Origin of the sequence: Desulforhopalus sp. (assembly GCA_030247675.1) — a bacterium.
Lineage (GTDB): Bacteria > Desulfobacterota > Desulfobulbia > Desulfobulbales > Desulfocapsaceae > Desulforhopalus_A.
Genome location: JAOTRX010000007.1, coordinates 181,657 through 205,637 on the forward strand (window position 1 = coordinate 181,657; position 23,981 = coordinate 205,637).

Genomic DNA, 23,981 nt, shown 5'->3' on the forward strand with positions numbered 1-23,981 from the left:
GCATGGCTACCGCCCTTACCTTCAATCCGATCGGCTTCCCTGCTGACCGAGCAGTCTTTTTAAAAATTCCTGATATTGGTTGGGGAGGGTGCGTTTAGGTGAGGTAACGATATAAAAGTGTCTTTTCATGGTCAGGTCGGTAACTGCGATCTCTTTAATCGTGCCGCAGAGGAGTTCGTCGCGGACCGCCAGCCGGGAAAGTATCGAGACCCCCAGATTGGCCTTGACCGCCTCCTTTACCGCTGCGCTTGAACCAAGGGTGGCGCAGATATTCAACCGGTCCAGTGAGGAGTGGTTTTTGGCGAGGAGGGATTCGATCGATTTTCTTGTCCCCGAGCCCCTTTCCCGCACAATGAACGGCAGGGTGCACAGTTCGGCCATGGTTATTTCCGCGGCAACCACCTTGCTGCCGGCACTGACAAGAATCAGTTCATCCTCAGTAAATTGCTGGTATTGCAGCCTGGCGGTGGGAATCTTGGCGCCTACCACCCCGATAAAGAGTTCGTTGCCGGCGATCGCCTCGACTATTTTGGTCGAATCGTTGATCCTGATTTCAAAGGAAATGCCGGGGAACTCGCTTTTAAAGGCTGCTGCGGCGGCCGGGATGATATAGGTGCCGGGAATGGTGCTGGCGCCAATGACCAGTTCGCCTGACATGGCATTGCCGGTGGTGGTGATGTCGTCTTCCAGGCGGCGGAGGTCGTCAAGGATAGCCAGGGCCCGCGGATAGAGAAGTTCAGCCGCGGCGGTGGGCAGGATCGAACGGCCAAGCCGGTCGAAGAGGCGACAGTTGAGTCTGGCCTCAAGGTTCTGCATATGCTCGCTGATCGTCGGCTGAGTGGTGTACAGCTGCTCGGCGGCCTTGGTAAAACTCTTGGTTTTGTATACGGCAACGAAGATTTGCAGGTGACGTGTTTCGATGGCGGCGATCCTCTTGTGGGCGGTTGGTGGTAAGGTACTTCGAGACTGCCGATTATAGTGGCGATCCCGGCAATTTACCAGAGAAAAGTCTCCGGTAAATCGCCAGGGCTCGGGATGTGGCGAGGGCGAATAGATAGATGCTCAGCCTATTCGAGGAGGAGCGGTGTACTGAGGTAACGCTCGCCGCTGTCGGGGGCGACGACGACAATGGTTTTTTCCCTATTTTCCGGACGCTCGGCGACCTGCAAGGCGGCATGGACCGCCGCGCCGCTGGAGATTCCGCAAAGAATCCCTTCAACCAAAGCGAGTTTTCTCGCCATGGCAAAGGCCTCATCGTTGCCGACCGTAAAGACCTCGTCAATGATGCCGCGGTTGAGGATGGCCGGCACGAAACCGGCGCCGATCCCCTGGATTTTATGGGGGCCGGGTTTCCCTCCGGAGAGCACCGGCGAGTCCTGCGGCTCCACCGCCACCACCTGCAAGTTTGGGTTGCGTTCCTTGATATACTCCGACACCCCGGTGATGGTACCGCCGGTGCCGACTCCGGCGACGAAGATATCGATCTTGCCATTGGTATCCCGCCAGATTTCCGGACCGGTGGTCTTGCGGTGGACAGCCGGATTGGCGGGGTTGGCAAACTGGTTGGGCATATGGCTATTGGCAGTGTCGGCAAGCAGCTGCTCGGCCCGGGCGATGGCCCCCTTCATTCCCTCCGCCGCCGGGGTCAGCACAAGCTCGGCCCCCAGATGTTTAAGGAGCTTTCGCCGCTCGATGCTCATGCTTTCCGGCATGGTGAGGACGAGGCGAAGTTTTTTATGGGCGCAGACAAAGGCCAGGCCGATGCCGGTATTGCCGCTGGTCGGCTCGATAATCGTCGATTCTTGGTTGATCAAGCCCTGCTGCTGCGCCGCCTCGATCATTGACACGGCAATCCGGCACTTGACACTGCCTGCCGGATTACGCGATTCCTGTTTGCAAAGCACCTTCGCCCCGTTTGCCGGTGCAAGGTTGGCCAGGGTGATGAGCGGGGTGTTGCCGATGGTTTCAAGGATGGTCGTGCTCATAATTATTGTGCCCTCTTTATGGGTGGATCGACGGACCGGTTTCAACTGGAATACGAGTAGATCAGTTCCGGTCTTTTTAGCAGTACCTTGGTGCCCGGCGGGACGCTTTCCGTCAGCCAGATATTGCCGCCGATGGTCGAGCTTTCGCCGATGGTGGTATCGCCGCCGAGGATGGTGGCATTGGCATAAACGATGACATTGTCCTCAATGGTCGGGTGGCGCTTCTTGTTGCGCATTTTCTCGCCGGCATCACGGGGTAAAGAAAGGGCGCCCAGGGTCACGCCCTGGTACAGCCGGACATTTTTGCCGATGACGCAGGTCTCGCCGATGACCACCCCGGTGCCGTGGTCGATGAAGAATCCCGAGCCGATAGTCGCCCCGGGGTGGATGTCAATACCGGTCTTGCTGTGGGCATATTCGGTCATGATCCGGGGAACGATCGGTACATCGAGGAGATACAGCTCATGGGCCAAGCGGTACACCAGGGTGGCGATGAGGCCGGGGTAGCTGAAGATGACCTCGTCCGGACTCTTGGTTGCCGGATCGCCCTCCAAGGCGGCACGAATGTCGGTCGCCAGGATCGCCGCCACCCGCGGCAGGGCCTCGATAAAGGCCAGGGCCTTCAAGTGGCTGCGGGATTCGCAGTTGGTGCAGGGCAGGTTGTTGCGCCGGCAATCGTGGCGTATGGCCATGGCAATCTGCTCGCTTACCTTATCATAGAGATCCGTGGTCTGTTTGCCGATGTAATACTCAAGGTTTGAGGCATGCAGCTTGGTGCGGGTGAAATAGCCGGGAAAGAGGATGCAGCGCGCCTGATCAACAATCCCGGTGATTGCCTCCTGGGAGGGAATGGCCACCGGGCTGATATGCTCGTAGCACTCCTTGGTGCTCCAGGAGGAGAGCAGCTCCTTGACGATGCCGGGGACCTTAATGTGCTGCGAACAGGTCTCGGCCTCATTGTGATCACAGATCACGCCTATCGCTAAGGTATCGATAACATTTTGACATTTCTTTTGCATAACAAGAACCGTGCGGTGGAGAGTTGGTGGATGGTCAGCCGGGCAAGAATCTCAGCCGGGGCGTATTTTCTCGATTATATAAATACCATATGCCGCCCGGATCGTGGCGAAATTTCGGATAATCGTTCCCTCGCTGCCGGCCGGGTCGGAACTGATAGCAATTTCCTGGAGGATATTGTAGCCGACATCCCTGGCAAATTTGCGGAAATCCTTGAGGGTGATGACCCTGATATTCGGCGAGTCGTACCAGGAATAGGGGAGCTGGCTATTTTTTGGGGCGATGCCCTTGAGGAGCAGCTGCAAACGGATCGAATAGTGGCTGAAATTGGGAAAGCTGACGATGACCTTGCGGCCTATCCGCGCCAGGGAGTGGAGGAGGCGGGCCGGTTCGAAGACCTGCTGCAGGGTCTGGCTGAGAATCACATAATCGAAACTGCAGTCGGGATAATCATCGACCTCCTCGTTGAGGTCGCCCTGCAGGACGCTCAGCCCCCTGGCAATACAGGCCGCCGCCTTGGTCTTGTCCTGTTCGATGCCGGTGCCGATGACCTGTTTGGTCTCGGCGAGCCAGGCCAGGAGATCGCCGTTGCCGCAGCCGAGATCGAGGACCCGGCTGCCGGGCTCGATGGTCGAAGCGATGATCCGCAGGTCAAAGCGGATAGTGTTGGTGTCAGGATAAACCATCGAAGAAGCCTTTGATCAAGGTGGTGAGGCGTTGGTCGGGAATGAGAAAGGCGTCGTGGCCGCAATCCGCCTCAATCTCGCAGAAACTGACGTCCTGGCCGGAACGTTTCAAGGTTTTTACCAGTTCCTTGGCCTGATAGGTGGGGTAAAGCCAGTCGGAACTATATGAAATAACAAGATACTTTGTCTTGTCGCGGGCCTCTGTGCCCTTGTCGGCGAGACCGGCCATGCGCTCCACCACATCAAAATAGTCGGCGGCCTTGGTGATATACAGCACCGAGTTGGCGTCGAAGCGGTTGACGAATTTTGAGCCCTGGTGGCGGAGATAGCTCTCCACCTGGAAGTCGCCGTCAAAGCCGAAGGAAAAGGTCTCTTTATCCTGCAGCCTTCTGCCGAACTTGCGGTGCATGGCCTCGTCCGAGAGGTAGGTGACGTGGCCGACCATGCGGGCGACGGCAAGACCCATGTCCGGTTTGCTGCCTGCGTAATACTTGCCTTTATCCCAGTTGGGGTCGGCCATGATTGCCTGGCGGGCGATCTCGTTGAAGGCGATGGCAAGGGCGGAATGGCGCATGGTTGTGGCGATGGCCACCGCGGAGCGGAGGAAATCCGGGAAGCGGACCGACCATTCAAGGACCTGCATGCCGCCCACCGAGCCGCCGATGACTCCGTGCAGTTTGCTGATCCCGAGGTGATCGATCAGGGCCTTCTGGGTCGTGACGATGTCGCCAATGGTCATCATCGGAAAGTCGAGACCGTAGGGTTGGCCGGTCGCCGGGTTGATGGAGCTCGGCCCGGTCGAGCCCATACAGCTGCCGAGGATGTTCGGGCAGACCACGAAGTATGTATCGGTGTCAATGCCACGGCCGGGCCCGATCATGAAGTCCCACCAGCCCGCTTTGTCGCCTGCGCTGTCGCTTGCATAATGACCGGCAGCGTGCGAATCCCCGGAAAAGGCGTGGGCGACGAGGATGGCATTGTCGCCGGCGGCGTTAAGCGTGCCGTAGGTTTCGTAGGCGATGGTCACCGGGCCGAGCCGGGCGCCGCTTTCGAGAACCAGTTCCTGCGGCGGCTCGGCGAAGGTATAGTGCTGTTTGACGACGGGGCCGAGTGGCGCTCCGTTGGTGCCTGGGGTGTCCATGATTGCGGTCTTTCTCCAGGGGGCTGGCTCAGCCCCCTCCCTTTGATGTGCCTTATGAGGCCTTAGCCAGGGCCTGATCAATATCGGCGACGATATCGTCGACGTGTTCAATGCCGACCGACAGGCGGATCATCCCTTCGTCAATACCGCCCTCGCGCAGCTGCTGTGGCGAGAGCTGCGAATGGGTGGTCGAGGCCGGATGGATCGCCAGGGTCTTGGCGTCGCCGACGTTGGCCAGGTGCGAGATCAGGCGGAGACTGTCGATGAATTTCCTGCCTGCGGCTAGGCCGCCTTTAATGCCGAAGGCAATCATGCCGCCGAAGCCGTGTTTGAGGTACTTTGCCGCCTGCTCATGGCCGGGAGAGCCAGTTTTGCCGGGGTAATGCACCCAGGCAACCTCGGGATGGCGGCCGAGATGGGCGGCCACCGCCGCGGCGTTGTCGCAGTGCCGGGCCATGCGCAGGCTCAGCGTCTCAATGCCCTGGAGGATCGACCAGCAGTTGTCCGGGCTGATGCAGGCACCGAGATTGCGCAGTGGCACCAAACGCATGCGGAGGATGAAGGCCAGCGGGCTGAGGTCGCCGAGGTCGTGAGCGTAGCGCAGGCCGTGGTAAGAGGAATCGGGTTCGTTGTAGAGCTTGAATTTCGGGTCACGCCAGTCAAAATTGGCGGCGTCGATGACAATGCCGCCGATGGCCGTGCCGTGGCCGCCGATCCATTTGGTCAGCGAGTGGATGACGATATTGGCGCCGTGATCAATGGGGCGAAGCAGGCAGGGCGGGGTGAAGGTCGAATCGACGATCAGCGGCAGGGCATGCTCCTGGGCGATTTTCGCCAGGGCGTCGAGATCGGTCATGTTCAACGCCGGGTTGCCGAGGGTCTCGCAATAGATGGCCCTGGTCTTGCCGTTGATCGCCGCCTTGACCGCATCTGGTTTTGCCGCATCGACCATGCGCACCTTGATACCCAACTGGGGCAGGATGGAGTCGAACTGCACGAAGGTGCCGCCGTAGAGGTTGTTGGCCGATACCACCTCATCGCCCTGGCCGCAGATATTGATGATCGTATAAAAGATCGCCGAGGTGCCGGAGGAAAGCGCCAGGGCCGCGGCACCCCCTTCTAGCTGGGCCATCCGCTGCTCCAGCACGTCTTGGGTCGGATTGCCGATGCGGGTGTAGATATTGCCCAGTTCCTTGAGAGCAAAGAGATTGGCGGCATGCTCGGTGTTCTTGAACATGTAGGCGGCGGTCCGGTAGATGGGCACGGCTCTGGAGAGGGTGGTCTGGTCGATGGTCTGTCCGGCATGCAGGGCAAGTGTCTCGAATTTCATTGTTTCTCCTCTGGTGTTGGACTTTTTTGGTCAACGGCTATTTGGCCTTGGCCGCTTCCGCCTTGAGTTGGTTGATAATCTCGCTGATCGCCATGCCGTTATTGGTCTTGGCCTGGGGATCGATTGTCAGCATCCCTTCCCAGCTGGCGATGGCCCCTTGCGGGTCACTCAGATCATAGTACAGAACAATACCCTTGTTGTATCTGGACGGCATATGGGTGGGATCTTCCTGAATTGCTTTGTCAAATAATTCCAGGGCTTTCTTCGGTTGGTTGTCTTTTCGGTACATGACCCCGAGGTCGGTGAGCAGGTTGGCGTCACCCTTGTGCAATTCCAGGGATTTATTGTAGGCGGCGATGGCCTTGGTCGCCTGATCGGTGTCGTAATAGAGGTTGCCGAGTTGCGTCCAGGCCTTGAAGTTGTCAGGATTAGCGGTTACCTCCGCCTCAATGTTATGAATTGCCTGGCCGATTTCATTGTCGTGCTGATGGGGCTGTTCCCCAGATGCGGTTGCGGTGGGTGATGCCGAAGGGGCCATGGAATTGCTTTTGTAAACGGTAAAGGCCACACCACTTAAAAAGCCAAGGACGAAAATGATGGAACAGAGGATGAGTTGGCTTCTGTTACCTGGTTGCGAAGTGTTTGGTGTCATTTGTTTTGTTGCCGGCTTTGTCATGTAGATTCGTATTGTTATGGGTTTGGAAAATCAATATTGTACTGCCTTTGACAGGAACTACTGTAAATTCTATACCACGCAGTGGTATTTGGTTCAAGTAAAATGGCGACTGTATGGTATTTGTTGGCACTCTCTTTCGCCAAGCTGCAACCAGGGTCAGGGATGGTAACAGGCAGGGCAGTCCTTTTTTTATTTCATCCCTGCGTATTGCTGTTTAGGGGTTTTTAAGTAGAATAGATATATCCGTTGCGGTTGTTTGTCCAGTACGCAGGGGGTGTTACTGGCGGGTGCAGGTTTTGTCGCGGCCGTTTGGGGTCATGGTGGTATCTTTCTAAAGGGGTAATGCATGAAGGTGTTTGAAAACGTCACGAATGAAAACAAAGGGGAAGTGCAAACGGCAGTACCACCGCCAGTATTGTCGAACGTTAAGAATATTAAAGAAAACATTGTTAATCATCTGATGAGTTTTCAGGGGCGTGATCCCGAGCGCTCCGGGGCCCCGGATGTCTATAAGGCCCTGGCCTACACCATGCGCGATCTGATGGTGCAGAAATGGATTTCCACACAGAAGACCTTTTATGCCAAAGAAAAAAAGCGGGTGTATTACCTTTCCCTGGAGTTTCTTATCGGCAGATCGCTTGGCAACAGCATGATCAACCTGGGCATTCTTGATGAGGCAACGCAGGCCGTCGAGGAGCTCGGCTTTGAGATGTCGGAGATCAGAAACCAGGAAGAGGACGCCGCTCTAGGTAATGGCGGCCTCGGCCGCTTGGCCGCCTGTTTCATGGATTCCATCGCCACCTTGAAGATTCCCGCCTACGGCTACGGTATTCGTTATGAATATGGCCTGTTTTTCCAGCAGCTGGTCGATGGCTATCAGGTTGAAGGCCCGGACAACTGGTTGCAGAACGGCACCCCCTGGGAATTCGAGCGGCAGATGCCGGTTTTCAAGGTGAAGTTTTTTGGCCATGTCAATGGCTATGTTGATGATAAAGGCCGGTATCGGGCGAGGTGGGTCAATACCAAGGATGTTATGGCCAAGGCCAGCGACATCATGGTGCCCGGCTATAAAAACAACCATGTCATCAATATGCGGCTATGGTCGGCCCATGCCTCTAGAGAACTGGATCTCACCGATTTCAGCCGGGGCGATTATATCAAGGCGGTGGAGTCGCAGGTCAGCTCGGAGACCATTTCCAAGGTGCTTTATCCGCCGGACCACAACTACGCCGGCCAAGAATTGCGCCTGAAACAGCAGTATTTCTTCGTCGCCGCGACCTTTCAGGACATCATGCGCCGTTTTAAGAAAAAAGATAGCTCCTTCAGCAGGTTTGCCGATCTCGTGGCGGTCCAGTTGAACGATACCCATCCGGCCATCGCCATCCCCGAGCTTATGCGCCTTCTGCTTGATATTGAGGGCTTAGGTTGGGAGGAGTCCTGGGACATCTGCGTCAAGACCTTTGCCTACACCAACCATACCCTGATGCCTGAGGCCCTGGAGCGGTGGTCGGTGGATATGATGAGCAGGGTGCTGCCCCGGCATATGCAGATCATCTTTGAGATCAATAAGCGCTTCCTCGACGAGGTGGCCCAGCGGTATCCCGGCAACGAGCGGCGCTTGCAGGAGTTGTCGATCATCCAGGAAGGGCCGGTGAAAATGGTACGGATGGCCCATCTGGCGGTCATTGGTAGCCACTCGGTGAACGGCGTGGCAGAGCTCCACTCGGATTTGCTCAAAGGGCGTATCTTTCCAGGATTCCATGAATTTTTTCCAGGAAGATTCAACTCTAAGACCAACGGCATCACCCCGCGTCGCTGGCTTCTCGATGTCAATCCGGGGCTGTCAAAGCTTATCTCCAGCAAGATCGGTTCGGGGTGGATTACCAATCTCGACCTGTTGCGCGGCCTCGAAGCCTCTATCGATGATCCTGAATTTTGCCGGGAATGGCAGAGAATCAAACTTGCCAACAAGGCACGCCTGGCGGAATACATTAGGCGGAATTGCCGGGTCGTTGTCGATCCCAATTCGATGTTTGATATCCAGGTGAAAAGGATCCACGAATACAAACGGCAGCTCCTCAACGCCCTGCATCTCATTCATCTCTATCACCGCATCATCCACGGCGAAGCCGGCAACATGGCGCCGCGAACCGCCATTTTCGCCGGCAAGGCGGCACCTTCCTATTCGCGGGCCAAGCAGATTATCAAGCTGATCACCTCCATTGCCGATGTGGTCAATAAGGACCCGCGCGTCCATGGCCTTCTCAAGGTGGTGTTTCTGCCCAACTACAATGTCAGCCAGGCGGAGATCATCATGCCGGCCGCCGATCTTTCCGAGCAGATTTCCACCGCCGGCACCGAGGCCTCGGGCACCGGCAATATGAAGTTTTCCCTGAACGGCGCCCTGACTATCGGCACCCTCGATGGTGCCAATATCGAGATCCGTGAGGAGGTTGGCGAGGAAAATATCTTTATCTTCGGGATGACCGCCGAGGAGGCGGAGTTCGAGCGAAGAAATATCAGCCGTACCCCCGAGGTGATATGTCAGCAAAATGGGGGTATTCGCAATATCATCGAGAGCATCGGCGATGGTTCGTTCAGCGGCGGTAATAGGGAGATGTTCAGCGCGGTGGTCGATAGCCTGATGAGCAAGCATGATCCCTATCTTCTCATTCTTGACCTGGAGGCCTATATCAACTGCCAGCAGCAGGTGGGCGACGCCTTCCTCGACCCGGATACCTGGACGAGAAAGGCCATTTTAAACGTGGCGAGGATGGGAAAATTCTCAACCGACCGGACGATCAAACAGTATTCGGAGGAGATCTGGGGGATTCCTGTGCAATAAAAAGGGCTGAGCGGCATACCATGGTCGCCAACCGGCTTGACCTGACGGGGATTTTGCGGTATCTACATCCCTGATTTGTCGGCCGGTCGACTAAGGTCCTCTGCGCCTGCAGATAGCGAGAACGCAAAAAGGGACTGCAGATTGTGACAATCTGCAGTCCCTTTGAAATTACTGGAGGCGGCGATCGGAGTCGAACCGATGAATAATGGTTTTGCAGACCACTGCCTTGACCTCTTGGCTACGCCGCCTGTTTGAAGGACACTTTTATACCACAGCGGAAAAATTTCACAAGGAAAATATTATACAATGGCTACCGATATTGATTCGCTGGTGCGGATCAACAAGGATGAATTGACGGGCCTGGAGAAGGTCCTCGGCTACCGTTTTACCGATCTTCGCCTACTGCAGACGGCGGTCGTCCATTCATCCTATGCCTTTGAGCAGGGTATGGGCGGCAATGACAACGAGCGGCTGGAATTTCTCGGCGACGCCGTCCTTGATATGGTCATCAGTCATATCCTTTTTAATAAGTACAAGATGTTGCGTGAAGGCGAGCTGACCAAGCTGCGCGCCTCCCTGGTCAACGAACAGCATCTGGCGAAGATGGCCAGGTCGGTTGATCTGGGGAGATTCCTCGCCCTCGGCAAAGGCGAAGATTCCTCGCAGGGACGGGGCAAGCCGTCAATCCTGTCATGCGCTTTTGAAGCGGTGGTAGGGGCGATCTTTGAGGATGGTGGTTATCGGCCGGCAGTTGATTTTGTCGAGTGTTTCTTCTCCCCGGACATCGAGGGGAAAAGGGAAGAATTGCTGGTCGCCGATGCCAAAAGCCGTCTGCAGGAGGTGCTGCAGGAGAAACACAATGAGGCACCGACCTACCGGCTGGAGGCGGAAGAGGGACCTTCGCACCAGAAGCTCTTCACCGTTGCCGTCTGCTTTCAGGAGCAAACCCTTGCGACCGGCCAGGCCGGTTCGAAAAAGGAGGCGGAGCAAAGGGCCGCGGCCGCCGCTCTCGCCGCCTTGAAGCAGGAAAACGACTGAGCCGTATGCCGCTTGTCATCCCTGTTTTTATCCCCCACCGGGGATGCCCGCATCAATGCTTGTTCTGCAATCAGGAAAAGATCTCCGGCAGTCACGGCGAGGAAGCAGGCGCAGCAGGTGTGGCGGCGACCATCGATCATTGGCTGGCGCGCAGCCCGGGCAGGACTAGGGTGCAGGTGGCATTCTACGGCGGTTCTTTTACCTGTCTGCGCGCTGCCGATCAGATGGTCCTGTTGACAGCTGTGCAGCCATATATAGCCGCGGGCAAGGTTGATTGCATCCGCCTATCAACCCGCCCCGATTGCATTGATGCAGAGGTTTGCCGGTTGCTCCGCGACTTTCGGGTTGGGGTGGTGGAGCTTGGGGTGCAGTCCCTCTGTGACACGGTGCTTGCCGAAAACAGGCGGGGCCATAACGCCGCGCAGGCGCTGGCTGCCTGTGCCCAGCTGCGGGCGGCGGGAATGGAGCTTGGGGCGCAGATGATGGTCGGATTGCCGGGCGAAACGACCCGGTCTTTCCTGCACGGAATCGATACGGTGGTGCGAGTGCAGCCTGATTTTGTCCGCCTGTACCCGGTGCTGGTGGTGAAGGACTCAGGCCTTGCCGAGTGGTTTCACCAGGGCAGGTACCGGCCCTTGAACCTTAATCAGGCGATTGCCTTGACGGGCAGGGCTTACACAAAACTGCAGGAAGCAGGTATCCGGGTTGTGCGCATGGGCTTGCAGCCTTCCGAGTCGCTCGACAGGAGCTATCTCGCCGGGCCATATCATCCGGCCTTCGGCGAACTGGTACAGTCGAGGCTGTGGCTGCGGCGCATCCGGGCCAGACTGGCTGATCTGGCGCCGGCCGAGCACCTCAGAATACACATCTCGCACCGCGACCACGGGGTCGTGGTGGGGCAGAAAAAAGCAAATATACGGCGGCTGAACGAACTGGGATTCTCCGGCCGCTTTACCATATCGCCGGACAAAAGTATGGCACGGGGAAGTATACTATATGTTGTCTGTTAATCATTTAGACATCCGCTTTGGCGAGAAACATCTCTTTAAGGATATCTCCGTCCAGGTATATGGCGGCAATCGCATTGGCTTGGTCGGCGTCAACGGCGCCGGCAAAACCACCTTGCTGAAGATCATGGCCGGGGCGGCCGCTACCGACGATGGTGTGGTCACCCGCGCCAAGCATTTCAGCGTCGGCTACCTCGCCCAGGAATCGGCGGAGCTTTTTTCCGAACTGCCCCTTTTTCAGGAGGCGGAAACCGCCTTTGCGCCTCTTCTCGCCCTGCAGGAGGAGCTTGCCGAAATCCATGAAGAGATTCATGAACTGAAACCGGATTCAGAGGAATTCAAGGTCCTTCTTCAGCGCCAGGGGGAATTGCAGCACCGCCTTGACGGCAGCGATATCTATACCATCAAGGGCAAGATCGAAAAGGTCCTGCTCGGTCTTGGCTTTCGTCGTGAAGATATGACCAAGCCGGTCTCGGCCTTCTCCGGCGGCTGGCAGATGCGCCTGAAACTGGCCAAGATGCTCCTTGAGGCACCATCGCTCCTGCTCCTTGATGAACCGACCAACCACCTCGATCTCGACTCGCTGACCTGGGTTGAGCAGTTCCTGCGCGGTTACCCGGGCGCCATGGTCATCATCTCCCACGACCGGACCTTTCTCGACAAGACCACCGACATGACCTGGGAACTGAGTTTTGGCCGCATTGATGTCTATAAAGGCAATTACAGCTACTATGTAACAGAAAAGGAAGAGCGGCGGGCGATCGAAAAGGGCGCCTATGATAATCAGCAGGCGCGTATCAAGCAAACCATGCGCTTTGTCGAAAGGTTCAGGGCCAAGGCCACCAAGGCCAGGCAGGTGCAGAGCCGGGTCAAGCAGCTGGATAAGATGGAGCTTATCGAGCTTGCCGACGACGAGCAGCAGATCCGCTTCACCTTTCCACCTGCCCCGGATTCCGGCCGCGACGTGTTGCGGGTTGAGTCGCTGAGTAAGAGTTTTGGCGGGGTGCCGGTCTTCAGCGATGTCGAGCTGCTCCTCGGCCGTGGCGATAAGGTGGCGGTGGTCGGGGTCAACGGCGCTGGCAAATCGACTTTTTTGAAAATTCTCGCCGGGCAGATCCCCTGTGATTCCGGATCGATCCGTCTGGGCAGCAATGTTCGGTTGTCGTATTTCGGTCAGCATCAGGCCCAGGAACTGTCACCGCAGCTTACCGTCCTTGAGACCATGAACCTGGCGGGTGAGGATTTGACCACCACCCGGGTTCGCTCACTCCTCGGGGCTTTCTTATTCCGTGGCGACGACGTGCTGAAGAAGGTTTCGGTACTGTCCGGTGGCGAAAAAAGCCGCCTTGCCCTCGCCAAGATGATTGCAACTCCTGCCAACTGCATGCTCCTTGATGAGCCGACCAACCACCTGGATATGAGTTCCCAAGAGGTGCTGCAGGAGGCGATGGCCCAATATGACGGCACTATTGTCGTGGTTTCACACAATCGCTATTTTCTCGACAGCTTTGCCAATAAGGTGCTGGAGGTGAAGGATGGGCGGATTACCCTTTTTGAGGGCAATGTCGCCGAATATCTCCTCAAGCAGGAGGCCCTGCGCGAGCTGGAAAAAGGTGGCGAGGATGACGGCCTGAAGGCCATAGCATCGCAGGACGGCCAGGATAACCGCAAGGAGCGGAAGAGACTGGAGGCCCTGGCGCGTCAGGAGCGCAGTCGCCGGGCTGCACCCTGGCTCAAGCAGCTGGCCGAGGCGGAGAAACAGGTCGAGGCCTGCGAACAGCAAAAGGAGGATCTTGAGGCCCTCATGGCCGATCCCGAGCTGTATAAGGATGAAAAGAGCTGGGCGAAAACCAGCAAGGAATACGAGGACTGCAAGCGCCATCTCGAACGCTGGTACACCAAATGGGAAACCGCTCAGGAAAAGATCGACGCCATCGATGCTGAACTGAAGCTTGGCTAGAACTGAAGAGGATTACTGCCCGCTATACCCATCACCATTGCCTTTTAAAACCCTGGACTCTGCAGAGACAACGCCGGGGTCCACCAATCCCTCGCTAAAAAGCAGAATAAAGAGCAGCCAGCCATAACAGAGTACCGCCAGCACGGCGGCAACGGGATAAAAGTAGCCGAGCGGGCAGAGGACGAAGACGGTCAACCAGTGCAGGAGGATGACCTTTTGCGAATGGAGCTGAATGGGGAAGTCGCCGTGGCGGCTGATCACCGCCAGACCACTGAGATTCCAACCATACAGGGCGGTAAAGGCGTGTATCCGCAACAAGGGCAGGCTCTTCTCCGGGTCGTAGCTTGCTGAGAAGGCCAGCAGGATATAGAGAATACCGGTAATCGAGGTCACCAGGAGAAAGAGGATGCCGGAGGTGAGAAAGGCCTTTTGCTGCAGGCGCATCCCCTGTTGCCAGTAAAGATAGAGGATGAGAGCAACGGTCAGGAAGAGCGTCGTGGCGATTGCCACCTGGGGAAGGAACCAGTTGGCGAGGATAAAGAGGAAAAAGACGATAACCCCAAAATTGATTACCCAAAACGACAGCTCTTTGAAAAAGGCGATGGGCGGCGGCGCATGCTTTTTCATGAGCGAGAAGATCACCGACATGCTGATCAGCGACAGGGGAAAGGAATAACCGAGGAAGAAGGTGTCGAGCTTGAATTTATTGTTGATGAACCAATGGGCGTATTCGCTGTTGTAGATGGCCAGACTGGAAATCATCAGCCCCAGGGATAAACATAACAGGGCGGCCTGGTGAAACTTCCGGGAAGTGCTTTCGCTTGCCGAAAAAAGGCCAAAGGGTATGCAGCTGCCGAAGTGGCCGACCCGGACACTCTCAATAATCACCGACAGCAGCAAAGGGATAACGAGTGTCGGGGCGTACCATTTGGCAACGGCGCAGAAGGCAAAGGCCAGGGAAAGAATAAGAAAGGCGAAGCCCTTACGGCTCAGGCCCGGCCCGCCTTCGGTGAAATAGATCAGCAGGGTGCCACCGCTGCACAGATTGAAAAGAAAGATATGCAGCCGCTCAAAGTTCATGACCGCCGGTGGGACAAGGTGGTGGAGAAAGCCGCAGGTCATTGCTGTGGTCATGATGAGCCACAGGCATATTTTGAGATGTCGGCTCATGGTTAGACGTCCAGTTTCTGTATGTCCATGATCTTCAGTTTTTGCCGAGAAGGGTTCTGAGAGTTTGCTCCAGGGTGCGATGGCGGAAACGGAAGCCGGAATCCTCCAGCTTCTTAACGCTGACGCGACAGCTGGAAAGTAATATTTCCGAGGCCATCTGTCCATAGATGATCTGCAGCAGCCAGGCGGGCAGGGGCCAGAGCAGGGGCCGGCCGGTGATGCGCGCCAGCATCCGCATGAACTGCCCATTGGTAACCGGTTCCGGTGCGGCAATATTCAGCGGGCCGCTAAGCGCCGGACAGGTCAGGGCATGGAGCATGGCTCCGATCATGTCGTCGCTGCTGATCCAGCTGATATACTGGTCGCCGGTGCCGAAGCGGCGAATATAGCCGCAGGGCGAGGCGGCAAGAATTCTTTGCAGTGCCCCGCCCCTTGGGGTCAGGCCGACACCCAGGCGGAGGTGGACGGTGCGGATGCCGGCCTTGCTAGCGGGCCAGGTGGCCTCCTCCCAACGCCTGCATACCTCGGAGATGAAGTCGCCGCCGGGCGGGCAGTTTTCCCCTATATCCGTGTCGCCGCAGTTGCCGTAATAGCCGACAGCCGAGGCGGAGAGCAATACCTCCGGTGGTTTTTTTCTGGCCGCAAGGGTTTTGGCCAGGAGTTCGGTGCCTTGCACCCGGCTGTTGATGACCCTCCTTTTCTTTTCTTCGCTCCACCGGGCAAGGCCGATATATTCCCCAGCGAGATGGATAACCCCATCAAGATCTTCCGGCAGCTGGTCGCCGTTCAGGATACCCTTCTCCGGGTCCCAGAAAATTTCTCCCTTGGCAGGGTCCGGGCAGCGGCGCACCAGGGTTGATACGTGGTGGCCGCCGGTGGTCAGAAGCGGGATCAGCTCCCGGCCGAGGACGCCGCTTGCTCCACTGATGAGGAGTCGCATGGGGCTTGTGCTGCAGCTCTGGTGCAGGCGGAGATCCTCGCGCAGCACCCATTCCCGGTAACGGAACATGGTGTTCAACTTCTCGGTCACCGAATTCTTCACCCATTCCGGTAACAGGGCATGTCCCGGCAGGGAGTATTCCACCCGGTCCTGGAGTCGCCCGCCTTCCGGTGTATCATCAAAGAAGTGGCTGTGGGACCAGGAGGCAAAGGGGCCTTTTTTCTGGATATCGCGAAACATCCTGCACGGTAAATTCTCTACATGACGTCCCTGGTAGTGAAAAGGGATGGGGCCAAGATGCATGCGCAGGAGAACACTGCCGCCCACCTCGATGCCACCAGCTTTGGCAACGACAGTGGTGTTGTCCCAGGGCGGCAGGAGACGTTCGAGAGCACCTGGCCGGCTGTGCCAGGTGTACAGTTCCGCTGCCGAGAAGGGATAGGTGGCACAGTAGTGAAAGCGGCTCTGCGGCGCCTGGTTTTTCATGGTTGGAATTTATCGTGTGAAGTTAATAAGGTGCGAAAATAAAGACTACAAAAGAAAGGTCGCAAGGTGCAAGAAAAAACGGTGAATCAAATTGATATCGCAAGAAAAAATCAGAGTTTTGACAAGTAAGACCGCATTTCCCGGCCATTTTTTCATGATGATTCCCAGGTCATAAGGAAATATTTCCTTGCTAAGTTATGGAAATTTCCTTTTAATAGGGAATAAATATGGTAGATTTGAACATTCAATTGTCTGTTATAGAGTACTCTTGAAGAAATGTAGCCGGAACTTGCCTGTTGGGGTGTTGGGGCTGGTGCCGGTGATAGTATGCGATTTTCCAATAAAATTAACTACTGACCGAGGTCCTTGCCATGTCACCTAATCATCGAACCAAGAAATATCTGAAGGCGTGTTTAACCGCCCTTGCCTGTGCCGCCGTTTCTTTACCGGCAGCGGCCGGAGCAGCTGATGCCATGAGCAAGTCGGCGCAAAAAGAGACTACCATCAATGTCAACCAGAATGTCATTGTGGTCAGCGGCAGGATGTCGGTTGGGGCACTGAATGGCGAGTCGGGCGAATATGTCGTTATCCCGCAGATAGATCATCGGCTCAGTCAGCTGGACTGGAAGCTCGACAACGTCTATATGCTTGGCCTGGGTGGTTCGATTGCTCCCCTGTCATGGCTGAAACTGAATGCCGATATCTGGTTTAAGCTGAATGACGGTACAGGCTCCATGGATGATTATGACTGGTTTATTGAGGATTATACCTATACCCACTGGTCCCATCATGAGGATGTTGATCTGACCAAAGGTTTGATGTTCGATATCAATGCCGAGGTGGCTTTTTATCAGTGGGAGAAGAGCAAGTTCTTCGGCATCCTTGGTTTCAAGTATGATAACTGGGAATGGGAAGCCCGTGGTGGGGATTACTACTATTCAACGTATTATCTTTATGATACCGTTGGCAGTTTTCCCGATGGGCAGCTGGGTATCACCTATGAGCAGAAATTCTACACCCCTTATGTTGGTATAGGCTTTACCTCCACTCTTGATGTTACCCCCATTACCTTCAGTGGCCGGTTGATAGGCAGCACCTTGGCCTTTGGTGAGTCGAAAGATCAGCATCATCTGCGCAACCTTGAGGGGGAGCATGATTACGACGGCGGATCGATGTATGCCCTTGATCTGGGCGGGGCCTATAATTTCACCAAGAATTTCTCAATGATGCTGTCCTATCACTACCAGAAATATAACTATTTTAGTGATGACTCCCATCGCCGCGATCTGGATACCGGTGAGCTGACTATCTCCGGTGACGTTGATGATACCATGACCCACTACTCCAATATGGTATCCCTTTCCGCTATCGTCAATTTCTAGCACCCGCTGTTTCGTATTGAAAAAAGCCCCCTGCCGACCACCGGCAGGGGGCTTTTTGTTTACTGCTCCTCTTGCTTTATGCCGTGTCTGCCGGCACTTTTTTTCTTGCTTTTCTTTTTGGCGAGGGCCAGTCTGCCGGCAGCCGAGCGCTTCTCGGCCTTATCGATAAGAAACTGGTGCACGCATATGGCTCCTTTGCCGTCCTCGGATCTTCGCTGGATGTAGGCACCGTTTGGCTGCATCTCCCAGGCGTTTCGAGTGTTGTTCAGCTGCAAATCAAGAATCTCCCGGAGAAGAGCCTTGTGCCGTGCGCTCTCGATAGGCACACACACCTCCACCCGGCTTTCGAGGTTTCGCTTCATAAGATCGGGAGAGCCAATATAATATTCCTCTTCGCCGCCATTTTTAAAATAGTATATCCGCCCGTGCTCAAGGAAACGGCCGACCAGGGAAATGACCCGGATGTTGTCGGAAAGCCCAGGAATACCGGGGCGGAGCCGGCAGGAATCGCGGACGATGAGATCCACGTGCACCCCGGCCATAGAGGCACGGTACAACGCCTCGGCGACATCTTTGTCGTCAAGGGCATTGGTTTTCAGCTGGATGAGGCCGGTCTTTCCTGTCCTCTGATGTTCCATCTCCCGATCGATCTTGGCCAGCAAGGCCTTTTTTAACTGCTTGGGTGAGGGGAGGAGCTTGGCGTAGCGACGCATTGGCGTGCAGCCGCTGGTCAGGTAGTTGAAGAGCTCGGTGAGGTCGGCGCCGATGTCCGGGTCACAGGTGATGAGGCCGAAGTCGACGTAGGCCCGGGCCGTTCCGGCGTGGTAATTGCCGGTGCCGATATGAGCGTAGCGGCACAGACCGTTGTAGTCTTTACGGATGACGAAAATCAGTTTCGAATGGGTCTTCATGCCGACGATGCCGTAGGTGACATGGATGCCCGCCTCCTCAAGGAACCCGGCCCAGCGGATGTTCGCCGACTCGTCAAATCTGGCCATGAGTTCAACAACCACCGCAACCTGCTTGCCGTTCTGGGCAGCATTGATCAGATATTTGATGATCCGCGAATTTTTCGCCGTCCGGTACAGGGTCATCTTGATCGCCAGTACTTTCGGGTCACGGCTTGCCTCGCGGAGAAAGCGTTCCACCGAGGTGTCAAAGGACTCATAGGGGTGCTGCAGGAGGATATCGCCGTGTTCCCTGATGGTGTGAAAGATGTTCGGGTCGTCGCCGAGAAGTTCCGGGTTGTCGACCGGATGGTGCGGGACAAAATGCAGGTCGGGCCGGTCAATGGCAGCTATCTGCATCATGTCGCGGAGCCCCATAATTCCGTCGACCTCATAGACATCCTGTTCTTCGTCAACGCCGAGTTCGGCAGCGAGCTTGCCCCTGTGCAGGTCCGACATGGAGCGGTCCACCTCCAGGCGGACAATTTCCGCAAATTTGCGATTGCGGAGAGCCGATTCAATCATGATCAGCAGGTCGTTGGCCTGTTCCTCGGATCGCTCGGTAATGGCATTCCTGGTGACCCGGAAAGCGGCACACGATTCTATCTCCATGCCGGGGAGGAGGGCCGCCAGGTTATTGGCGACCAGGTCTTCAAGGAGGATATAGAGGCTTTTCTTGCCAATCTGCACAAAGCGCGGGACATCGGCGCCGGTGGGTATCTTGATGCGGATGAGATAGCTGTGATCGGTATCGGGGTAGCGGACACTGACCAGTAGATTGACCGAGAGATTGGAAATAAAGGGAAAGGGGTGGGCAGGGTCCATGCCTTGGGGGGTGAGGAGGGGATAGATTTCATTGTGATAATAGGCGTTGGCTACGGCCTGATCCTCCGGCGACAGTTCGACATATTTCAATATTGCAACACCCTGTCCTGCAAGCTCCTTGAGGAGTTCTTTTTCAAGAAGCAGGCGTTTGCCAAGGATCTCGTGAACCACGACATGGCAGGCATCAATTTGTTCCTGGGGCAGACGGCCGTCGACCGACAGGCTCTTGACGCTCGCTCCGACCTGCTGCTTCAGGCCACCGATTCTCTTCATAAAGAACTCGTCGAGGTTAGAACCGACAATCGACAGGAAGAAGACCCTTTCCAGAAGCGGATTGCGCTTGTCCTGGCCCTCGGCCAGCACCCTTTTATTGAAGGCAAGCCAGGTCAGTTCCCTGTTGAGATAATATTCTGGCGATTGCAGGTCAAAGACCGGTTGTTGGGCTTTTTTGTTTCCGGCTAGTTCGATTGCGGTTGGTTCGGCGGTAGCTTTCGGAGTCATGGGTAATTATCAATAGGTTAAGGACGATGACCTGGCGGTTGTCCGGGAGGTTTTTCTCTTGCACAATATCGGTCTACACCACCAAATTGCTCAACTATCTGCTATGATAGCAGATAGTCTCGGTAAATGATAGGGCAGGGCCCATTAATTGCAAGTACCGGCTATCACGACAGGCATTTATACCCGTGTCCGGACAGCCGGGCAGCGGACCTTTCCCCCTACCCGGTCTACATTGGCGCGATAGTTTGTTTAATTCTTCAACAATTTGAAAATATAAGGTAAAAGTATAATCAGAAGTTTTGCCGTAACCCTGGTTTGGTTGTGCTGTCTGTAGAACCCATATCCCGGCGGGTTTTGAGCTGCCGGGGTTCTCGCCAAGAAAAAAACAACAGCTCCGGTCTCCCATGGAACCATTCGTCTACTTTCTCCCATCAACACTCAGCCTGCGCAAGCTCAGACCGCATCTGCCGCCAGATGCGCACCACCAGATTATCCTGGAGCCCGGGGAGATGCGCCAGGCGGTTGTTCTCGATACCTTTGACGGCGGACTGTTTGCTGCCGCCAAACTGCTGTTCGAGGTAGACAACCTCTTGCTGCTTCTCGATTTGCCGACCGGGCAACTGATAGAACAGGCAGCTCCGGCCGGCTCGCCGGTGGTGGGCGAAATGCCCAGGGGGGCGGTCATTGATATGCTCCTGGAGGTGGCGCGGTTGCGGGCCTTGTTGCCGGTTGCCAGGATTCGCTTGCGCCTCGACGAAGGCAGGGTGGTTGACGACGAAGGGAAGACCCTGGTGCGTTTTTATCATCTGACCCTGGTTCGCGGCCGAAAGGTTGGTGGTATGGGTTGTGCCCGGTATCTGCGCGGCTATCCCGAGGCCTATGCCGATCTCCGCCAGTGGCTGGAGCATTGCGGGGCGCTTGCCTGCCAGAATGCCGGCGATATCTACGAAAGGCTGGGGATTATAGGCAGCGAGTACTGTGTCAAACCGGATTTGCAACTCGTGCCGGAAACCCCGGTGAAGGAAAGTGCCGTAACCATCCTTCGGACCTTTCTGAAAATTGCCAGGCAGAACGAACCGGGCATAATTGCCGACAGCGACACCGAGTTTCTCCATGACTACCGGGTGTGTCTGCGGAAGGTCCGTTCGGTTCTCAGTCTTTTTGGCGGGGTCTTTGACGCCAAAGAAACCATCCGGCTGAAGAACCAGCTGGCCGCGGTTATGCGAACCACCAACGCCCTGCGGGATCTCGATGTCTATCTGTTGAACCGGCCGGAATACCACAGGATGGTTCCTCCGGCGGCGCATGGCGGGCTGCAGATCCTCTTTGATGGTTTTGCCCTGAGACGAAAGGCCGAGCAGGAAAAGGTGGCCAGTACCATGCAGAGCAAGGCCTATCTGCGGCGCATGCAAGCCCTGGAAAAATTATTTACAGCCGGAGATGGCATTAAGAGCGGGCCGCAGGCCCAGGTCAACTCACTGTCCTTTGCCTGCCGGGCGATCATGAAGCGCTACCGGAAGGTGTGTAAAACCGGCCGGGATATTGACGAGACGACCCCCGATCCGGTCATCCACCAATTGCGCATCCACTGTAAAAAACTGCGCTATCTCATGGAGTTCTTCACACCGCTCTTTCCCGCGGCGGAGATCAAGAAACTCATTCGCTCGTTGAAGTTGCTGCAGGACAATCTGGGCAATTTCAATGACTATTCCATTCAACAGCAATTCCTCGAAAAGATGCTGGCAAGCGAAGGCAGCGGTGGAACCAAGGCCATGGCGGTAGCCCATGCCATTGGTGCCCTGACGGCAATGCTCCATCAGCTGCAGGGAGAAGAGCGCGGACTCATCGTTGAAAACCTTGCCGGTTTCGACAGCCCGGCAATCCGTGAGGCATTCGAGGAACTCTTTATAACCGAGGGTGGGGAAAATGAAGATAATAGCCTGTTACAGCAATAAAGGTGGAGTAGGGAAGACGGCAACATCCGTCAACCTCGCCTACGTCAGTGCCGGTAAGGGGTATCGGACCCTGTTGTGCGATCTCGACCCGCAGGGGGCCTCGGGCTTTTATTTTCGGGTGAAGCCCTCGAAGAAACTGCCGAATTCATCGTTCTTCGAGGATGCCGGCAAGACGGCCTCGGCCATCCGGGCCAGCGACTATGACAACCTTGATCTGCTGCCGGCAAATTTCACCTACCGCGACTTCGATATCTTTTTGTCGCAGATGAAGAACAAACGGTCGCGTCTGAAGAAGGTGTTGAAGGCCGTGAACACCGATTATCAGGTCGTCATTCTCGACTGCCCTCCCAACATCTCGCTGCTTTCAGAGAATATCTTCAAGGCCGCCGATGTGGTTGTCGTCCCGGTTATCCCAACGACGTTGTCGGTGCGTACCCTCCAGCAGTTGTACCAGTTTTTCCGGGACAATGGTTATAAGGAGAAGAAGATCCTGCCCTTTTTTTCCATGGTACAGCAAAGCAAAAATCTGCACCGGGAAACGATGGCCGCCTTGCAAAAAGAATATAAGAGCTTACTTAAAAGCTATGTTCCCTTTTCCACCGATGTCGAAAGAATGGGCATCCATCGGGCTCCGGTGCTGACCTTTGCCAGCAAAGATCAGGCCTCGCTGGCTTACCAGAAAATCTGGAACGACATCGAAAAAGGGTTGAAAATCAAGGGCTGATAGGGGCGTGCCGGGGATTTCCGAGTTCTTTTCAGCCGGGGTGGGTTAGAAAAATCAATGGAGAGGGAATATGGGCAAGAAGAAAGAAAAGAAAGAATGCTGTGAAAAGTACAAGAAAAAGAAGGGCAAGCGCTGTGCCAATTGCCCGAAGGCCTAAAGCTGCTCCAAAATTTTTTTGCCCTCAGATCTTTGGTGGTGTCTCCCGGAGTTTTTGCAGCCGGGAGGCCATCCAGTACATTATCCCCCCTCCGATGAAACCAAAAAACGGACCAAGCAGCAGTGACCCGATCAGCCATTCCCACAGCCGCTCGTGAATGCCCAAAAGCCATGGCTGCCAGGAGAAATCCATGAGGAACTCGCCGTTGCGCAGGTAGTAGCCCATCTGGATACAGAGAACCGGCATGACCGGTGGCATGCAGAACTGACTGGCGGCTACCGCCGCAATGATATTGACATGCAGGCGATGGGCAACATAGATGATGGCAATGGTGTGCACCGCCAGGAGGGGTAGCGCACCCATAAAGATGCCGAGCCAGACGGCCATCGCCAGCCAGAACGGCGAGGTGTGCTCGCTGCAGATCTTTTTGAGAACCGTGAAGGGATTTTGCGACAGGCCGGCCATGACCTTCTTGGGCAGGGGCGGCTCGTCGGCCAGTCTTTTATGCGGCAAGGGCAGCAGGCGTCTGCACAGCAGCTGGGTATGGAGGAACGCCAGTTCCAGCGCATCGACAATTCTTCGGCTACGGTGAGGGTGATTTTCTGCAGGTGATTGCCGATCTATGAGGGGAACGGAGAAAACCGCTACCCCGGACCAGGCGAGCTTCACAGCCGCCTCGATTGCAAAACCGGTCCGGCGCCATCTCAGCTCCTGGGCCAGCAATTGCTTGACCGGATACAGGCGAAAGGTGCTGTGGGCATCGGGCAATTCCATGCCAGTCTCCAGCCGGACCCAGAAGTTCGCAGGGGCCTTTTTGCCTTGTCCGGGGGGAGGTGTTTCTCCAGCATACATGGGCCTTGCCCCGACCACCAGGCAAGGCTCCGCATGGCTTTTCGCCTGGTCAACGAGAAGCTGCAAGTCGGCTGGGTTGCATTGGTCAGCGCCGTCAATGGTAATGAGGGTGTCGTAGCCACCTTGGCTGGCGTGTTCTGCCGCAAGGAGCAGCAGATCTCCTCTGCCACTGCCTTTCTTGCTCCGGATATGGTTGCACGGCAAGCCGGCAATAGCGCTCATACAATCATCATCGGCATCGCTGCTCACCACCAGCACTTTATAACCTGTGGTAAGGGCCGCTTCGGCAACTGCCGGCAGGGCCTCGCCATTACCAACGACGGTGATGGCGATGAGAATCCGTAATTCCCGGTTCAT

Annotated in this window: 18 protein-coding genes, 1 tRNA gene and 1 pseudogene; 8 read left to right on the forward strand and 12 right to left on the reverse strand. The window is 55.9% G+C overall.

The genetic code is table 11. From position 1 onward, the window contains the following. Positions 1-21: 21 nt before the first annotated feature. The 7 genes from OEL83_15595 to OEL83_15625 form a co-directional block, all read right to left on the reverse strand. On the reverse strand, positions 22-900 hold the full coding sequence (locus OEL83_15595; GenBank protein ID MDK9708467.1) for a selenium metabolism-associated LysR family transcriptional regulator: 879 nt from the start codon (positions 898-900) through the stop codon (positions 22-24). 167 nt (positions 901-1,067) lie between these two features. Beyond that, positions 1,068-1,991 carry a cysteine synthase A gene (cysK, locus tag OEL83_15600; GenBank protein ID MDK9708468.1) on the reverse strand — a complete coding sequence of 308 codons (924 nt, stop codon included), beginning with the start codon at positions 1,989-1,991 and terminating at the stop codon, positions 1,068-1,070. A gap of 35 nt (positions 1,992-2,026) precedes the next feature. Beyond that, the gene (locus OEL83_15605) at positions 2,027-3,004 is read right to left on the reverse strand and encodes a serine acetyltransferase (GenBank protein ID MDK9708469.1); all 978 of its coding nucleotides are present in this window, start codon (positions 3,002-3,004) and stop codon (positions 2,027-2,029) included. Positions 3,005-3,055: 51 nt separating this feature from the next. Beyond that, positions 3,056-3,688 (reverse strand): methionine biosynthesis protein MetW, encoded by a 633-nt coding sequence (gene metW / locus OEL83_15610; protein MDK9708470.1) that lies wholly within the window; start codon positions 3,686-3,688, stop codon positions 3,056-3,058. Next, complete coding sequence (locus tag OEL83_15615; protein MDK9708471.1) at positions 3,675-4,829, reverse strand: homoserine O-acetyltransferase; 1,155 nt, start codon at positions 4,827-4,829, stop codon at positions 3,675-3,677. Before OEL83_15615 ends, metW begins: the two co-directional genes overlap by 14 nt. 52 nt (positions 4,830-4,881) lie before the next feature. After that, positions 4,882-6,159: an O-acetylhomoserine aminocarboxypropyltransferase/cysteine synthase gene (locus OEL83_15620; protein ID MDK9708472.1), complete on the reverse strand. Its 1,278-nt coding sequence runs from the start codon at positions 6,157-6,159 to the stop codon at positions 4,882-4,884. A gap of 37 nt (positions 6,160-6,196) precedes the next feature. Further along, the gene (locus tag OEL83_15625) at positions 6,197-6,811 is read right to left on the reverse strand and encodes a tetratricopeptide repeat protein (GenBank protein MDK9708473.1); all 615 of its coding nucleotides are present in this window, start codon (positions 6,809-6,811) and stop codon (positions 6,197-6,199) included. Between the two features lie 370 nt (positions 6,812-7,181). Here OEL83_15625 and OEL83_15630 point away from each other — a divergent pair, with 370 nt between their 5' ends. Further along, positions 7,182-9,680, forward strand: a complete 2,499-nt coding sequence (locus tag OEL83_15630; GenBank protein MDK9708474.1) for a glycogen/starch/alpha-glucan phosphorylase — start codon at positions 7,182-7,184, stop codon at positions 9,678-9,680. Between the two features lie 172 nt (positions 9,681-9,852). Here the strand turns inward: OEL83_15630 and OEL83_15635 are convergent. Next, positions 9,853-9,928 (reverse strand) — tRNA-Cys (locus OEL83_15635). A gap of 58 nt (positions 9,929-9,986) precedes the next feature. Between OEL83_15635 and rnc the strand changes: the two genes are divergently transcribed. The 4 genes and pseudogenes from rnc to OEL83_15655 all read left to right on the forward strand — a co-directional run bounded on the left by rnc (position 9,987) and on the right by OEL83_15655 (position 13,685). Further along, complete coding sequence (gene rnc / locus OEL83_15640; GenBank protein ID MDK9708475.1) at positions 9,987-10,718, forward strand: ribonuclease III; 732 nt, start codon at positions 9,987-9,989, stop codon at positions 10,716-10,718. A 5-nt stretch (positions 10,719-10,723) separates the two neighbouring features. Further along, a complete protein-coding gene (locus OEL83_15645; GenBank protein ID MDK9708476.1) occupies positions 10,724-11,728 on the forward strand; it encodes a radical SAM protein in 1,005 nt (334 codons plus the stop codon). Then, positions 11,715-12,278: pseudogene (locus OEL83_15650) on the forward strand (ATP-binding cassette domain-containing protein). Before OEL83_15645 ends, OEL83_15650 begins: the two are co-directional and overlap by 14 nt. A gap of 120 nt (positions 12,279-12,398) precedes the next feature. Next, the gene (locus tag OEL83_15655; GenBank protein ID MDK9708477.1) at positions 12,399-13,685 is read left to right on the forward strand and encodes an ABC-F family ATP-binding cassette domain-containing protein; all 1,287 of its coding nucleotides are present in this window, start codon (positions 12,399-12,401) and stop codon (positions 13,683-13,685) included. A 12-nt stretch (positions 13,686-13,697) separates the two neighbouring features. Here OEL83_15655 and OEL83_15660 read toward each other — a convergent pair whose 3' ends face one another. Both OEL83_15660 and OEL83_15665 read right to left on the reverse strand, forming a co-directional pair. Further along, on the reverse strand, positions 13,698-14,855 hold the full coding sequence (locus OEL83_15660; protein MDK9708478.1) for a hypothetical protein: 1,158 nt from the start codon (positions 14,853-14,855) through the stop codon (positions 13,698-13,700). 34 nt (positions 14,856-14,889) lie between these two features. After that, positions 14,890-16,281 carry a TIGR01777 family oxidoreductase gene (locus OEL83_15665; protein MDK9708479.1) on the reverse strand — a complete coding sequence of 464 codons (1,392 nt, stop codon included), beginning with the start codon at positions 16,279-16,281 and terminating at the stop codon, positions 14,890-14,892. 371 nt (positions 16,282-16,652) lie between these two features. Between OEL83_15665 and OEL83_15670 the strand changes: the two genes are divergently transcribed. Further along, positions 16,653-17,663 (forward strand): omptin family outer membrane protease, encoded by a 1,011-nt coding sequence (locus OEL83_15670; GenBank protein ID MDK9708480.1) that lies wholly within the window; start codon positions 16,653-16,655, stop codon positions 17,661-17,663. A gap of 59 nt (positions 17,664-17,722) precedes the next feature. Here the strand turns inward: OEL83_15670 and ppk1 are convergent, their stop codons facing one another. Beyond that, positions 17,723-19,936, reverse strand: coding sequence for a polyphosphate kinase 1 (gene ppk1, locus OEL83_15675; GenBank protein ID MDK9708481.1), 2,214 nt, complete (start codon positions 19,934-19,936; stop codon positions 17,723-17,725). A 404-nt stretch (positions 19,937-20,340) separates the two neighbouring features. On the opposite strand from ppk1, the gene OEL83_15680 reads away from it, so the two are divergent. Together OEL83_15680 and OEL83_15685 are read left to right on the forward strand one after the other, a co-directional pair. Continuing rightward, on the forward strand, positions 20,341-21,891 hold the full coding sequence (locus OEL83_15680) for a CHAD domain-containing protein (protein ID MDK9708482.1): 1,551 nt from the start codon (positions 20,341-20,343) through the stop codon (positions 21,889-21,891). Then, positions 21,863-22,615 carry an AAA family ATPase gene (locus OEL83_15685; GenBank protein MDK9708483.1) on the forward strand — a complete coding sequence of 251 codons (753 nt, stop codon included), beginning with the start codon at positions 21,863-21,865 and terminating at the stop codon, positions 22,613-22,615. The genes OEL83_15680 and OEL83_15685 overlap by 29 nt, the downstream gene beginning before the upstream one ends. Before the next feature lie 181 nt (positions 22,616-22,796). Here OEL83_15685 and OEL83_15690 read toward each other — a convergent pair whose 3' ends face one another. Then, on the reverse strand, positions 22,797-23,981 hold the full coding sequence (locus OEL83_15690) for a DUF2062 domain-containing protein (GenBank protein ID MDK9708484.1): 1,185 nt from the start codon (positions 23,979-23,981) through the stop codon (positions 22,797-22,799).